The sequence below is a fragment of the Microbacterium sp. NPDC087868 genome (genome assembly GCF_044900755.1).
Classification (GTDB): Bacteria; Actinomycetota; Actinomycetes; order Actinomycetales; family Microbacteriaceae; genus Microbacterium; species Microbacterium galbinum.
Window position 1 is genome coordinate 1 of the sequence record NZ_JBJDNO010000011.1, and the last position, 13,582, is coordinate 13,582.

The 13,582-nt window shown below is 59.4% G+C and carries 13 protein-coding genes; 6 read left to right on the forward strand and 7 right to left on the reverse strand.

From position 1 onward, the window contains the following. The coding region (locus tag ACI2JZ_RS18070; RefSeq protein ID WP_404598807.1) for a DHA2 family efflux MFS transporter permease subunit at positions 1-1,324 on the forward strand (1,324 nt) is incomplete at its 5' end. Between the two features lie 78 nt (positions 1,325-1,402). Here ACI2JZ_RS18070 and ACI2JZ_RS18075 read toward each other — a convergent pair. After that, positions 1,403-1,585, reverse strand: coding sequence for a hypothetical protein (locus ACI2JZ_RS18075; RefSeq protein WP_105662724.1), 183 nt, complete (start codon positions 1,583-1,585; stop codon positions 1,403-1,405). Positions 1,586-1,689: 104 nt separating this feature from the next. After that, positions 1,690-2,121, reverse strand: a complete 432-nt coding sequence (locus tag ACI2JZ_RS18080) for a DoxX family membrane protein (RefSeq protein ID WP_105659096.1) — start codon at positions 2,119-2,121, stop codon at positions 1,690-1,692. Positions 2,122-2,282: 161 nt separating this feature from the next. Here ACI2JZ_RS18080 and ACI2JZ_RS18085 point away from each other — a divergent pair, with 161 nt between their 5' ends. Both ACI2JZ_RS18085 and ACI2JZ_RS18090 read left to right on the forward strand, forming a co-directional pair. Then, a complete protein-coding gene (locus ACI2JZ_RS18085) occupies positions 2,283-2,972 on the forward strand; it encodes a TetR/AcrR family transcriptional regulator (protein WP_404598808.1) in 690 nt (229 codons plus the stop codon). Between the two features lie 103 nt (positions 2,973-3,075). Then, positions 3,076-4,308: an acyl-CoA dehydrogenase family protein gene (locus tag ACI2JZ_RS18090; protein WP_133834862.1), complete on the forward strand. Its 1,233-nt coding sequence runs from the start codon at positions 3,076-3,078 to the stop codon at positions 4,306-4,308. A 70-nt stretch (positions 4,309-4,378) separates the two neighbouring features. On the opposite strand, the gene hrpB is transcribed toward ACI2JZ_RS18090, so the two are convergent. Both hrpB and ACI2JZ_RS18100 read right to left on the reverse strand, forming a co-directional pair. Further along, positions 4,379-6,937, reverse strand: coding sequence for an ATP-dependent helicase HrpB (hrpB, locus tag ACI2JZ_RS18095; RefSeq protein ID WP_404598811.1), 2,559 nt, complete (start codon positions 6,935-6,937; stop codon positions 4,379-4,381). Continuing rightward, a complete protein-coding gene (locus ACI2JZ_RS18100; protein WP_332489115.1) occupies positions 6,934-7,725 on the reverse strand; it encodes an alpha/beta hydrolase in 792 nt (263 codons plus the stop codon). The genes hrpB and ACI2JZ_RS18100 overlap by 4 nt, the downstream gene beginning before the upstream one ends. A gap of 144 nt (positions 7,726-7,869) precedes the next feature. Between ACI2JZ_RS18100 and ACI2JZ_RS18105 the strand changes: the two genes are divergently transcribed. The 3 genes from ACI2JZ_RS18105 to ACI2JZ_RS18115 all read left to right on the forward strand — a co-directional run bounded on the left by ACI2JZ_RS18105 (position 7,870) and on the right by ACI2JZ_RS18115 (position 11,044). Beyond that, positions 7,870-8,031: a hypothetical protein gene (locus ACI2JZ_RS18105; RefSeq protein WP_166650864.1), complete on the forward strand. Its 162-nt coding sequence runs from the start codon at positions 7,870-7,872 to the stop codon at positions 8,029-8,031. Between the two features lie 296 nt (positions 8,032-8,327). Continuing rightward, positions 8,328-9,389: an L-glyceraldehyde 3-phosphate reductase gene (gene mgrA / locus ACI2JZ_RS18110; protein WP_332489116.1), complete on the forward strand. Its 1,062-nt coding sequence runs from the start codon at positions 8,328-8,330 to the stop codon at positions 9,387-9,389. Positions 9,390-9,661: 272 nt separating this feature from the next. After that, positions 9,662-11,044 carry an NAD-dependent succinate-semialdehyde dehydrogenase gene (locus ACI2JZ_RS18115; protein WP_332489117.1) on the forward strand — a complete coding sequence of 461 codons (1,383 nt, stop codon included), beginning with the start codon at positions 9,662-9,664 and terminating at the stop codon, positions 11,042-11,044. A 101-nt stretch (positions 11,045-11,145) separates the two neighbouring features. Here the strand turns inward: ACI2JZ_RS18115 and ACI2JZ_RS18120 are convergent, their stop codons facing one another. The 3 genes from ACI2JZ_RS18120 to ACI2JZ_RS18130 form a co-directional block, all read right to left on the reverse strand. After that, positions 11,146-12,219: an HTTM domain-containing protein gene (locus ACI2JZ_RS18120; RefSeq protein WP_332498789.1), complete on the reverse strand. Its 1,074-nt coding sequence runs from the start codon at positions 12,217-12,219 to the stop codon at positions 11,146-11,148. After that, positions 12,210-12,965, reverse strand: coding sequence for a DUF5819 family protein (locus tag ACI2JZ_RS18125; protein WP_332498790.1), 756 nt, complete (start codon positions 12,963-12,965; stop codon positions 12,210-12,212). Before ACI2JZ_RS18125 ends, ACI2JZ_RS18120 begins: the two co-directional genes overlap by 10 nt. 116 nt (positions 12,966-13,081) lie before the next feature. Then, positions 13,082-13,582: LPXTG cell wall anchor domain-containing protein (locus ACI2JZ_RS18130; RefSeq protein ID WP_404598814.1), on the reverse strand; the 501-nt coding region annotated here is incomplete at its 5' end.

The following is a 13,582-nucleotide window of genomic DNA, read 5'->3' on the forward strand; positions in this document are numbered from 1 at the left end:
CATGACGTCGCTGGACGCCGATATCTCCAGCATCTTGTGGGTCAACAGCGCGTACCTGCTCACCTTCGCGGTGCCGCTGCTGGTCACCGGGCGCCTCGGTGACCGCTTCGGTCCGCGCAATATCTACCTCATCGGCATGGTGGTCTTCTCGCTGGCCTCGCTGTGGTGCGGCTTGTCCGATTCCCTCGGCTCGCTGGTGGCGGCGCGCGCCGTCCAGGGCCTTGGCGCTTCGATGATTTCCCCTCAGGCGATGACGCTCATTACCCGCCTCTTCCCTTATCAGCACCGCGGTGCAGCCATGGGCCTATGGGGTGCAGTGGCGGGCATCGCTTCGCTGATCGGTCCGATTGCCGGCGGTCTGCTGGTGGACTCCATCGGCTGGGAATGGATCTTCTTCATCAACTTGCCCATCGCGGTAGTCAGCTTGACCATGGTCTTCAAATTCGTGCCAGCCCTTGAATCCCAAGCGCATTCCTTCGACTGGTTCGGCGTCATCCTTTCGGCGTTGGCCATGTTCTGCTTGGTCTTCGGCATCCAGGAAGGCGATGCCACCAATTGGGAACCATTCATTGGCCCGCTGAATTCGTGGCATCTGATTATCATCGGCGCGGTGCTGATGGGAGCCTTCATCTGGTGGCAGTCCAAGACCACGTCTGAACCGCTGGTTCCGCTGCGATTGTTCAAGGTCCGCAATTTCTCCTTGGCCAATGTCGCGATCACCTTCATGGGCCTGACCATCGCGACCATCGCCTTGCCGATGGTGTTCTTCTTGCAGAATGTCCGAGGCCTGACTCCCACCGAATCCGCGTTGATGATTTCTCCGATGGCTTTCGTGGCGATCTTCCTCGCGCCGCAGCTGGGAAAGAAGGTCAATCAGCTCAGCCCGCGGATCTTGGCCGTGCCCGGGTTCTTCCTGTTTGGCGGTGCCACGGTGGTCTACGCCTTCATGATGCACGCCGATATCCCGCTGTGGATGCTGCTGATTCCTTCAGCGGTTCAAGGCATCGGTTCAGCCATGATCTGGCCATCGCTGTCGCTGGCAGCCACCAAGGACTTGACCGCGCGTGATGCGGGTGCCGGTTCAGGGATTTACAACACCACCCGGCAAATCGGTTCAGTGCTTGGTTCTGCGCTGATCGCGGTGATGATGGATGCCCGCATTTCGGCACAGATCGCGCAGGCAGATTCCAAGGATCCTGCGGTGATCATGGAAGCCACGTCTGTTGGCCTGGGACAGGCACTGATGCTGCCAGGCTTCATCGGCGTGGCTGCTGTGCTCGTTGTAGCGTTCCTCAGCGATGGCAAGAAGGCGCAGCGCCACTAGCCAGAGGCAGCTCTTAACGGAGCCAGCGCCTGGTCCGGGACTCGAAAGTCGCTGGATCAGGCGCTGGCTTCGTGGTCGCTAGACCTTGTCTTCAGGTTCTTCGTTGCTATCGCCGTTCTTGAATTCATCGACCTTCTCGCCGATTTTTTCTTGGGCGTCCGCTGCGAAGTTCTTCACGTTCTCGGTAGCGTCGCCTGCGAAATCCTTCGCGTTTTCGACTGCCTCGCCCAGCTTCTTCTTTGCATCATCTAAGAAACCCATTGGTTCTCCTCTTAGCTTGTAGTTCAAATGTGGCCGCTGAAAACCGCAGTCTCCAAGATCAACTTACGGCTTGCCGAACGTTTTGCTCAAGCGATTCCGTCCGCTTATTTTGCTTTCTTGATCTTCTTGGCGCCCTTGCGGCCAAGAATCAATGCCACAGCGATACCTGCCAGCCATACGTCCTTGGCCAGGGCGGTGCCATCCGCGGTTGGGCGGATGCCGTCGGATTCTGTCATGCCCGGAGTGCGCAGGTAGGAAGCCAGCAGCACACCGGAGAATGCGCCCAGGCCCAAGCCGGCCAGCCGCGATGGGATCAGCGGCAGCAGCAAGGCGCTACCCAGCGAGATCTCGCCGATGGATACGGCCTTGCCGAAAACTGCCGGTTCCAGCTCGGCCAGCTGAGGCACGCCGTTGGCTGCCATCTGCTGCAGGCCTGCGGCGCTGGCTTCATCGATGCGCAACTTGTTGATGCCGCTGTTGAGAATGAACGCACCACTGACCAAACGTAGCGCGGCGTTTGCAATCGAGATTCCCATGGGCCCTCACTTCTCTTTCATTTCGTCCAAGAATGGCGTTCCGGCATGGAACGCCCTGATGTTCAGCGTAGTCATGGGCGCAGTAGTTCACAATCATTTGCGCGGCGCGCATAGCTGAACCCAAGAATTTCCCAGCATGAATCGTGCTAAATTCGTGAATCATGATCGCTTCTTCCGCAGTACCCCCAGCAGCCCTTGATCTACTCATTACCCAGGGCTTCGATGCCACCAGCGTCGACGAGCTGGCAGCTGCCGCTGGCATTTCCCGTTCCACTTTCTTCCGCCGTTTCGGGTCGAAAGAGAATATGGTCTTCGCCGACCAGGAAATGATCATTACACACGTCGAGACCACGCTGGCCGCCTCGTCGGTTGATGCAATCACTACGCTCATCGATGCCGCGCATGTGGTTTTCGACCAGTACACGGTCAACCCCGAAGGTGCCCAGCTGCGCCACAAGCTGCTCTCCTCGGTGCCGTCGCTGCGAGAGCGCGAGCTGGTCTCCACTCACCGCTACGAACGGGCGTTTTACGGGTTCCTGAACCGTCGCGATTTGGCAAAGAGCGCCACGGAGAAGTCGCTGTGCCTGGGCGTTAGCGCTGGCCTGGTTGCGATCCACAACGATCATTTGCGCTGCTGGCTGAAAGACGCGCAATGCACGGACCGCACCAAGCTGGCCAACGATGTGCGCCAGTTCCTGAACCGCTTCGCAGATCTGCTCGACCCCGGACAGGCAGCGGCCGCCCCCAAGCCTGCGGCCCCCAGCGTGGTGGTTTCCGTGCTGGATGCCGGCGCCGATGAGCAGGCGATTCTCCAGGCCGTCTCCCGCGCGCTCAAAGAGCACGGAAACTAATCGATTCCACCCAACTCTTGAAACCAAGTTTCTTGACATGGCACTGCGTTCCACTAGTCTAGGAGTGAAGCTTTTTTCACCGTAGCTATTAGGAGCATCTGAAATGTCCCAGCTGGAGACCGGTTTTGAATTTCCCGCCGGCGTTGTCGAACCCGAATACGACCTGTGGTCCGGAGACGTCAATATCGATCCGACCGGAATCTTCGCCGAAGTAGGCGAAGCGGACAACGCGTGGCGAGCCAAGGCCCGCGCATTCATCCTCGACGAGGTCAAGGACGACATCCACGAGTACTGGGACAAGGCCGACTACCCGCTGCATCTGCTCAAGAAGCTTGGCGATGCGGATCTGCTGCGCGATGGCCTGAACCTGGAAGGCTACGAGGAAATGAGCCCGCTGGCTGCAGGCTTGGTCAACATGGAAATGGCCCGTGGCGACGGTTCGGTCTCCACCATTGTTGGCGTCCAGGGCGGTCTGGCTCTGCGCTCCGTGCTGTACTGCGGCAATGCCCAGCAGATCAAGAAGTACGCCATCCCCATGCTGCGCGGCGAACTTCCAGGCGCCTTCGCGCTGACTGAACCAACTCATGGTTCCGACTCGGTTTCGCTGGAAACCCGTGCCGCCAAGGTCGAGGGCGGATACCGCCTGAGCGGTGAAAAGAAATGGATCGGCAACGGCTCGGTCGGCGGCGTGAGCATCGTTTGGGCCCGCGACGACGAAGGCAAGGTCCGCGGATTCATCGTGCACCAGGATGCCGAAGGCTACAAGGCCACCACCATCGAAAACAAGCTCTCCCTGCGCGCTATCTGGCAGGCGCATATCCGCATGGAGAACGTCTTCGTTCCGGACCACGATGTGATGCCCGAAGCCAAGAGCTTCAAGGACACCTCGCGCGTCCTGTTCGCCACCCGGCTGGGTGTCGCCTGGTCTGCCGTGGGCCACGCGACCGCTTGCTACGAGTCGGCCGTGAGCTACGCCAAGCAGCGCGTGCAGTTCGGGCGTCCGCTGGCCGCCAGCCAGATCGTCCAGGAGCGCCTGGCCCGCATGCAGTCCGAACTGGCTACTATCCAGGTTCTGGTCATGCAGGCGACCAAGCGCGAAACTTCCGGTGAGCTGACCGGCCCGCAGGCGTCGCTGGCCAAGTACACCGCTACCCGCACCGCACGCGCCATCGCAGCGAACGCCCGCGACCTGCTCGGCGGCAACGGCATCCTGACCAGCAACCGCGTGGCCCGCCATTTCGCCGATGTGGAAGCAATCCACACCTATGAAGGCACCGAAACCGTGCAGGCCTTGATCATGGGCCGCGACATCACCGGCTTCTCAGCGTTCGCCTAGAACCTGGGCGCCGGAAAGCACGCCGGGACCTGGCTCGTTCTTCCGGGCCTCGGCCCCGGCGTGCTTTTGCCTACTGCCGGCCCAATCGGTTCTTGGTCTTTGCCGTTGCCACGTGGTCCCATGGATTCTCCGGCCAAGGATGCTTCGGGTAGCGCCCGCGCATTTCAGAACGCACCTGGGCGTAGGGCCCATTGAAGAAGCTAACCAGGTCATCGGTCACCGCCAGCGGCCTGCCACCGGGTGAAAGCAAGTGGAACTGGACGGCAAGCTTGCCCTTGACCAGCCGCGGCGACTCATCGAGCCCGAAGCATTCTTGCAATTTCACGGCGACGACCGCTGGACCGGTTTCACCGACCTCGGGATAGGCCACGGAAATCCTTGATCCCGAAGGCACCTGGAGCCGTTCGGGCACCAGCGAATCAAAATCATGGGCATGCTCCCACGGCAGCAAGGTCCGCAATGCCGAATACAGGTCAACCTTGGCCGCGTTCTTGCCGGCGGCTACCTGCCGCAAGACCGGCTGCAGCCAGTTGCCCGCCGAGGCAATCAGGGCCTGGTCATCCACCGCGGCAAAGGGTTCGCCCAGCAGGCGATGGGCCACGGCCATTCGCCGGCGCAAGGCATCAAACTTTTCATGGGTGCCGAAGAAGGCTATCCCCTGCGTAGCTATGGCGCTGGCAACAGCCTGCATGCCCAGCTCTGCGGTGGCCTTGACCGGATGGGCCGCCAGCTCGATCTCGCCGAAGCTCTCGATCTGGCGAGCGGTGATCCTGCCGTCAACCAGCTCCGCCATTTCGCGCTTCTGGTGCATCTGCGGCAACAGGTCGACGGCAGTGCCAAGTTCGATGCCAACGGCCCGTCGGATCACCGCTTTGGATCCGGCACGGGAGACCTCGGCGACCGCAAGGAATTCCTCATGCATCAGCTGGCTGCCGCGCGGCAAGGTTGCCCGGGTCCCCGAAGCCAACAGGTATTCCTCCGGGCCGACCTTGCGCGCAATCCATTGCGGGTAGGCCAAAGCGCACACGCCTGCCAGGGCCGCAGCTGCCGGTGCAGGCTGCCGCCCGGTGCGGTTTTCCGCACTGCCCAGGAGCTTTTCCAGGCGCTGCGCTTCATGCTTCCAGGCACGATGCGCCGGATGCGAACTCCGGCGCACCGCGGCAAGCAATTCATTCAGGTCCGCACTGGCAATGCGTTCCGAGCTGGCCAGCAATGCGACAGCATCCGAGGCAGCCCGGGTGCCGAAAATCCGGCTGCCTTCGAGCAACGCGCGGGCGGCACGCGGGTCTGCTGGAACCTTCATCATCTGCTCGCCCAGGGTGGTGATCTGCCCGGTCCCGTCAACCGCGTCCAGGCTGCGCAGGATCTGCTCATCGCTGGCCATGGCGCTAGCCGGCGGCGCTTCCCACATGGCCAGCCCCTCGCCACGCGGGGTCCCCCATGCCGCGAGCGACAAGCCGGCGGCGACCAGGTCGCCGGTGCGGATTTCCGGTGTGGAGTGCGCCGGGGCGGCGGCAAAGGACTTGGGGTCCAAGGTCCGCACCACCTTGCCCGGCCCGAGTCGTCCTGCCCGGCCCGCCCGCTGGGTGGCCGCGGAACGGCTGGCCACCACGGTCATCAACCCCGAGAAACCACGCGAGCTGTCTCGGCGCGGCTCGCGGGCGTAGCCGGCGTCCACCACCAGATGCACGCGCGGCACGGTCACCGACGATTCGGCAATGGAGGTGGAGACGATGATCCGCGGGGCGCTGCCAGCCTCCGGCTCGCTGAGGATCCGGTCTTGTTCCTTGGAAGAGATCTGCGAGTGCAAGGCCAGGGCTTGCACTCCGGAGGCAGAAATCTGCGAGCAGACGCGGTCGACTTCCCGTACCCCGGGGACGAACACCAAGGTGTCCACCGGGGTTGCGCTTGCTGCGTTGGCTGCCGCGCTGTGGCGTACCGCGACGGCGGCAACGTGGCGCAGGTAGTCATCGTTCAGCCCGCATTCGGTGTTCCGGATTCCGGCGAAGCTGTCGAAAGCTTCTTGCACGGCAAACTGCGCGGTGTGGGCGCTGAGCACTGGAGCGGCCTGGCCACGGGCCAGCAGCGCCGAGAGTTCCCCGGCGTGCAAGGTGGCACTCATCAGGATCAGCGACAGGTCATCACTCAATTCGCTGACCTGGTTGGCCATCGCCAGCAACAAATCCGTATCGATCGACCGCTCGTGGACCTCATCAATGATCACCGCGCTCACACCGGCAAGATCCGGATCGGCCAGCAACCTGCGCAGCATCAGGCCTGCGGTCACGAATTCCACGCGGGTCTGCGCCGAAGCTTGCCGTTCCCCGCGCACGGCGAAGCCAACACGCTGGCCCAGAACCGATCCATCAAGCTGGGCGAGGCGACGGGCAGCAGCCCGGGCAGCGACACGGCGTGGCTGGGTCACGATGATCTTGCCAGCCAGTCCTGCCTGGTCCAGGGCGTTGGCTACCGTGGGTGGAACTATCGTCGTCTTGCCGGATCCCGGTGGCGCCTGGATCACCAGCGGCTGGGCAGGAATAGCCACCAAGGATTCATGGAGTTCTTGTCTGCTGGGACCGAAAACCAGCCCTGAGGCAATCCTGTTCAGGTCGAAGCGGGCCGAACTCATGCTTGGCGTCCAGCCCAGAAGGACTCGATGGCCTTGACCACAGGCTCAATCGGGAACAGGGTGCTGCCGTGGGTTCGCCCCGGCAAGGCCACCATGCGCGCGTTGGGCAAGGTGCGGACCATGATCTTGTTCTGGTCGAAGCGCGGCTGGTCCCGGGTGCCGATCAGCAGCAAGGTCGGGATTCTGATCTTGCCCAGCTCGGACAGGTTGATGTTCTGCAGGGTCTCGGCCGCCTCGTAGTAGGCAGCCAGGGCCAGCGGGTCGTTGGACTTGAAGGCCATGCGGGTTGCTGGATCCAGGCGTCCATTCTTTTCCTGCCCGGTGACGAATCCTTCGATGTCGCCATTGCGCAGGACCTCGAGGTAGCCGGGGAAGAAGAGCTTCCCGATTTCGCCGGGGGTAATTTCGTAGGTGCCGCCGAGCATGATCAGCGAGATCACCTGCTCTGGGTGGTGCATGGCCATGTGCAGCCCGGTGCGTGCGCCAAAAGAGTAGCCGACAATGTGAATACGTCCGATGCCCAGGTGATCCATCACCGCGCGGATATCGCCGGCCACCTTGTCCATGGTGTAGTCGGCCACGTCGTGGGATTTGGCCGACTTGCCATGCCCGCGCAGGTCCATGCGGATGGTGCGGTGCCCCTGGCCCAACGCCTTGGTGTAGCCGAGCCCTCTCCAGATGGACCGGGACAGGGCGGAGCCATGGAGGAAGAGAATCGGCTCCCCGGCAGCCCCGTCATCGTCAAAGAAGATTTCGGAACCATCTGCGGGATTATTGATCATCGGCATGCCTTCGATTAAATCCTGTATTGACGGTGAAGGCGAAATCAGTGTTGGCCGCCGCCCTCGACATCCGCGGCTAATAGGTGAACACTGAAGACACAGGGTCCAGCCATCCGCAGGGGGTGGCCCACGGAAGTTGGGAGGAAGATCATGCCTGAACAATCAGCTGCTGGGCAGCCCGGTGGCGCTGAAGAGGAAAAGCTGCGACTGGCCGCAGAAGAAAAGAAGCGCCATGACGAGCACGATGAAGCTCTCGTCGAAGAGTGGGAAGACGAGTCATTCCCGGCTTCGGATCCGCCCTCGAATTATTAGCAAAAGCCTTTTCCCAAGAGACCGCACACCTCGCATTCAGCTACTTTCAAGTTTCAGCTCCTAGTGTGGTTATTACCTTCTCAAGGTGCGAGTGATCTAGATGAACCGATCCGCACTGGCGTTACCTCCTTGGCCTGGCGGGTCGGTTCATCATTTAATCCAAATCCACGAAACCTTTACGCACACAGCGGATTCACCTTTGCGCTATTTATTTAGTTCAGGCTCTGGCCTATTGTGGAAAATGACGTCAAATCGATTTCCGCTCGCCAGCGCTTGACCTGGCAGAAAGGTGCCTCGTGGAATACGAACGCCTCCCGTCCATCCCGGAACTGCACCGTCCCTACACTGCTGCCGCAGACCGCTATGAGCACTTCGGCTACCGCCGCGTTGGCGATTCCGGCCTGCGCTTGCCCCCGCTATCCCTGGGACTGTGGTGGAATTTCGGCGATAACCGTCCATTCGATTCCCAGCGCGAGATCCTGCGCCACGCTTTCGATAACGGCATCAACCACTTCGATCTGGCCAACAACTATGGTCCTCCGGCAGGTTCAGCCGAAGAGAACTTCGGCCGCATGATGGAAAAGGACTTCAAGCCCTACCGCAACGAACTGGTCATCTCATCCAAGGCCGGCTACGACATGTGGCCAGGCCCGCACGGCACCTTCGGCTCGCGCAAGTACCTGCTGGCCTCCTGCGAAGCCTCGCTGAAGAAGATGAATCTGGACTACGTGGACATCTTCTATTCGCACCGTTTCGATCCGAAGACTCCCCTGGAAGAAACCATCGGCGCTTTGGATACCCTGGTTCGCCAGGGCAAGGCCACCTACGTGGGCATCTCCTCGTACTCGGCAGAACGCACCGCCGAGGCTGCCGCAATCGCCAAGGACCTGGGAACCCCGCTGGTAATCCATCAGCCGTCGTACAACATCCTGAACCCCTGGGTAGAGCACGGCCTGCTGCAAACCCTGGAAAAGGAACGCATGGGCACCATTGCCTTCACCCCGCTGGCCCAGGGCCTGCTCACCGATAAGTACCTGGAAACCACTGATGTGGTTCGCCAGGGCGGACGCCGTTCGCTCGAAGCCCAGCTGACCGATCAGAACCTGGCCAAGGTCCGCAACCTGAACGAGGTTGCGCAGACGCGCGGGCAGTCGCTGGCGCAGATGGCCCTGGCCTGGTTGCTGCGCGATGGCGCGGCAACCTCGGTATTGATCGGCGCCTCGTCCACCAAGCAGCTCGACGAGAACTTGGGCGCGCTGGACAACCTTGAGTTCTCCGAGGCGGAATTGGCCCAGATTGCCAAGATCGCCCAGGGCGATGCCGGAATCGACTGGTGGCGTTCTTCCGCTATCGGCTAGTAATCCACTGATCACACAGGTAATACCTGTGTTCTTGAGCCGCGGTTTCCAAGACAAGTCTTGGAAACCGCGGCTTTTTCATTCGCTTCCGTCTGCAACTTCTGCTCAAGCCAAATACCTGCTGTTCCTTGGTGGCTGAATGTTGTTTCTGCGGATAAGCTCGGAGTGGACGCAATATGAAGTGAATTACATTCATTTATTGCGTGGAGTCCGCTAGCGTTAGATCCACACGGCTTACGCTGACCACTTTTGTGCATACGACAGGAGCATTGATGAGCGCCCCAACCTACAAGGTCTTGAACCCGGCAACCGGTGAAGTCGTCGAGGAATTCGCCGCGGCCACCGATGAGCAAGTCGAACAGGCGCTGGCTGCCGCGCAGAGCGCCTACGAATCATGGCAGGACGTTGACATCAACGAACGCGCCAAGATTGTTTCCAAGGTAGGCACGCTCTTCGCCGAGCGCGCAGCAGAACTCGGCAGGATCATGACCACCGAAATGGGCAAGCCATTGTCCGAGGCCGTGGGCGAAGCTGAATTCTGCCAGGAGATCTTCGAGTACTTCGCCACCGAGGGACCAGCCTTGGCAGCGGACCAGGAGATCAAGTCCTTCTCCGGCGGCAAGGCCGTCGTTCAGAAGCGCCCGGTTGGCCCGCTGCTGGGCATCATGCCGTGGAACTTCCCGCTGTACCAGGTAGCGCGCTTCGCGGCACCTAACCTGATGCTGGGCAACACCATCATCTTGAAGCATGCCGAGTCCTGCCCGCGTTCAGCACTGGCCATCCAGGAAATCATGGATGAGGCTGGCGTGCCGGCCGGCGTCTACAACAACCTCTTCGCCACCCACGACCAGATCTCCACCATCATCGCCGATTCCAGGATCCAGGGTGTTTCCTTGACCGGCTCGGAGCGCGCTGGCGCCATTATCGGCGAGCAGGCCGGCCGCAACCTGAAAAAGGCCGTACTGGAGCTGGGCGGGTCGGATCCATTTGTTGTCCTGGACTCCGATGACGTACCGGGCATCGTGGATACCGCTTGGGGCTACCGCATCGACAACACCGGCCAGGCCTGCAACTCGAACAAGCGCATGATCGTCATGGAAGACATCTATGACGAGTTCGTTTCCGAACTGACCAAGCGTGCCGAAGGCCTGCGGCCTGGCGACCCGATGGCGGAAGCCGAGGGCACCTTCGCTCCGTTGTCCTCCCGCAAGGCGGCAGAGTCCCTGCACGAGCAGGTCCAGGACGCCGTGGCCAAGGGCGCTACCCTGCACGCCGGCGGCGTGCTGCACGACGGCCCTTCGGCCTACTACTCCCCTGCGGTGCTCACCGGCATCACCAAGGAGATGCGTGCCTACTACGAGGAGCTCTTCGGCCCGGTAGCAGTGGTCTACAAGGTATCCAGCGACGAGGAAGCCACTGAGCTGGCCAACGACACCATTTACGGCTTGGGCGGTTCGGTGCACTCCACCGACGTCGAGCGTGCCTCCAGGGTGGCTCAGAAGCTGCAGTCCGGCATGACCAACGTGAATGCAGCCAGCGCAGAGGGTGCAGAAATGCCATTTGGCGGCGTGAAGCGTTCGGGCTTCGGCCGCGAGCTTGGCCCGCTGGGCATGGACGAATTCGTGAACAAGCGCCTGTTCTACGTAGGCGAATAATCTGGGTAGGCCCGCAACGGCTGCCTGAACTAAGAGATACATAAATTTAGGGGCGAACCAAAACGGTTCGCCCCTAAGTTTATTTTCTAGTGCTTCTTCTCCTAGGCGTTGGAAGAGACTTTCTCGCCTGATCCCACGCCAACTTCGTTCTGTTCGGAGACCGTCAGCGACGGCTTCTTCGCACGGAACCGACCCCTCCACAACGCTGAGAACCAGCGCTGAATCGTCAACCAGGTCGCGCTAGACACCAGCACAGCGTCTGCGGAAGCCATAATTCCTGAGAAGAAAGGCAGGCCCATAACAACTGCGATGCCGATATGCATCCCAAGAATAGTAATCAGCGCAATTCTCCGGCTGATCTTATGGAACAGCATGAATGGGAATGCAATTTGAGCAAGCACTGTCACATAGGTGATCAAGGCAACGATCCACGAATTCGTAGTGATCAAATCACTAAGCCAAGGGAAGACACCATACGCCTCGGAACTAACCGGGTAGTACATAGCTGTACCGTTTTGCCAAAGTGTGCCTTGAACCTTGTACAGACCAGCTTCAAGATAGACAATACAAAGTTGGGCTACGACCAGGCATAACGCAAGGTTGTGCAGCACCGTAACGGCTTCGAATTCTTTCTTCGTTTTCCTCGCGCGTTTACGTAGCCAAGAATCGACAGACCAGTGCTTGGACAAGTCAGCAAAAATCAGATAGATCAGCATGATACGGATGAAATAATTTCCGCCATCCGAAACCGGCGTATTCTGTGCGTTAATCGCCGTATAAAAAATGAAGAAGAGCGGCGTGACGAATCTAGTTTGCCAACCAACTACAAATGCGATTGCCAACACGATGGCCATCACGTACCAAAAGACGAAGAACCCGAGTCCCGCGTCACGCAGAATATCCAAAGGCCACTGGTACCCAAGTACAGAACGGTAGGGTTCAAGGTACTCGGAACCAGGTCCCCAGATCTTAGCTGCGACTGGTATGTTGGCAATTAACCAACCCAGAATGAAGAGTCCCGACGACATGCGCATGACTGCAAGACCGTATGGTGCATGCCGGTTTTCGGTAAACCACCCGTAGACCCAGTTCAGTGCTTTGGGGACGAAATCGCGATTCTTAGAAATCCATTGGCTGATCGAAGGAGCACTGCTTGTTTCACGTTTCAGCTCCATACCGACACCGCCGCTTGACTAAATTCCTTGGTATCTCGCCATCCGATGTAGGTTTCGCGAGGTTTTGTTGTTGCGTTCTCATCGCTCCGCTGAGCAAACGGAACAATTGGTTCACGTCGGAGCTTAATTTCCACCATTGATGCTCCGCCCCACTGTTCTATTGCGTAGAGTGACGCGAATCCGACGGCCGTATCTTCCATACGTTTATAGGCTCGAAGATTGCTCAATTCTGTTGCAGAATACTTCTCGCGGGCCTCCGCTGAGTTGAGTTCCACACCAAAAACGGGCGTTCCCTGAATAAAGGGTCTAGAGATTTCCGCTCGAGAATCCGCAGTCAAATCCGAAGCCGCACTCCATAGCCGTCCGTGAATAGATTTGGATTGTTTTGTCTCACGATTGGCAAACATGTTGCCGGCACGACTTTCCATTTCTTCGTCTGTAACGTCGCGCCACTCTGAGAATTTCGCACCGTGTTGGCTACCCTTGGCACAAATTTCCGCGCTAGAAAGACATACACGCATTGTGAAATATTCATCTTGCGAATAGGGCCCAGGAGCAAAAAGGCTCCAGCCTTGATCTAACGGCCCTAGAAAATACTTGTTCAATTCGGGCTGTAATGATGACTTGATGGGTGTTGAAGGACCCGTGAACGCCAATGTGGCTCCGATATGCCCTAACGCGGCTACACCCGCAATTAAAAGCACCAACACTGTAAACAGCTTGGGCTTAGTTTTCTGTTGCCTCATCAGGCTATTGTCTCCAAATTCTTCGACACCCGTGAATTGTTGCAAAGACTACTTGAAAGCGAAATGGGAGGGGCATCGTTTAGATGCCCCTCCTATTTCAAATTACTGCAGTTCGACTATGCTGAACGCTTTCGCGCGAAGACAGCCACACCAGCTCCGAGCAGTCCAAGTGCTAGTGCACCTGCACTGATCCAGAGGGCTCCGTTAGAACCGGTATCCGCAAGGCGATCCTTCTTGGAGTCATCCTTCTTGGATCCCTTAGAGTCATCCGACTTAGAGTCCGAGTTATCCGAGGTGTTTGCATCCGTGTTGGCACCGGCGTTCGCATCAGCGTTATCCGCAGTGTTCGCATCGGTGTTCGCATCGGTGTTCGCATCAGCGTTATCCGCAGTGTTCGCATCGGTGTTCGCATCAGCGTTATCCGCAGTGTTCGCATCGGTGTTCGCATCAGCGTTATCCGCAGTGTTCGCATCAGCGTTATCCGCAGTGTTCGCATCGGTGTTCGCATCAGCGTTATCCGCAGTGTTCGCATCAGCGTTATCCGCAGTGTTCGCATCGGTGTTCGCATCAGCGTTATCCGCAGTGTTCGCATCGGTGTTCGCATCAGCGTTATCCGC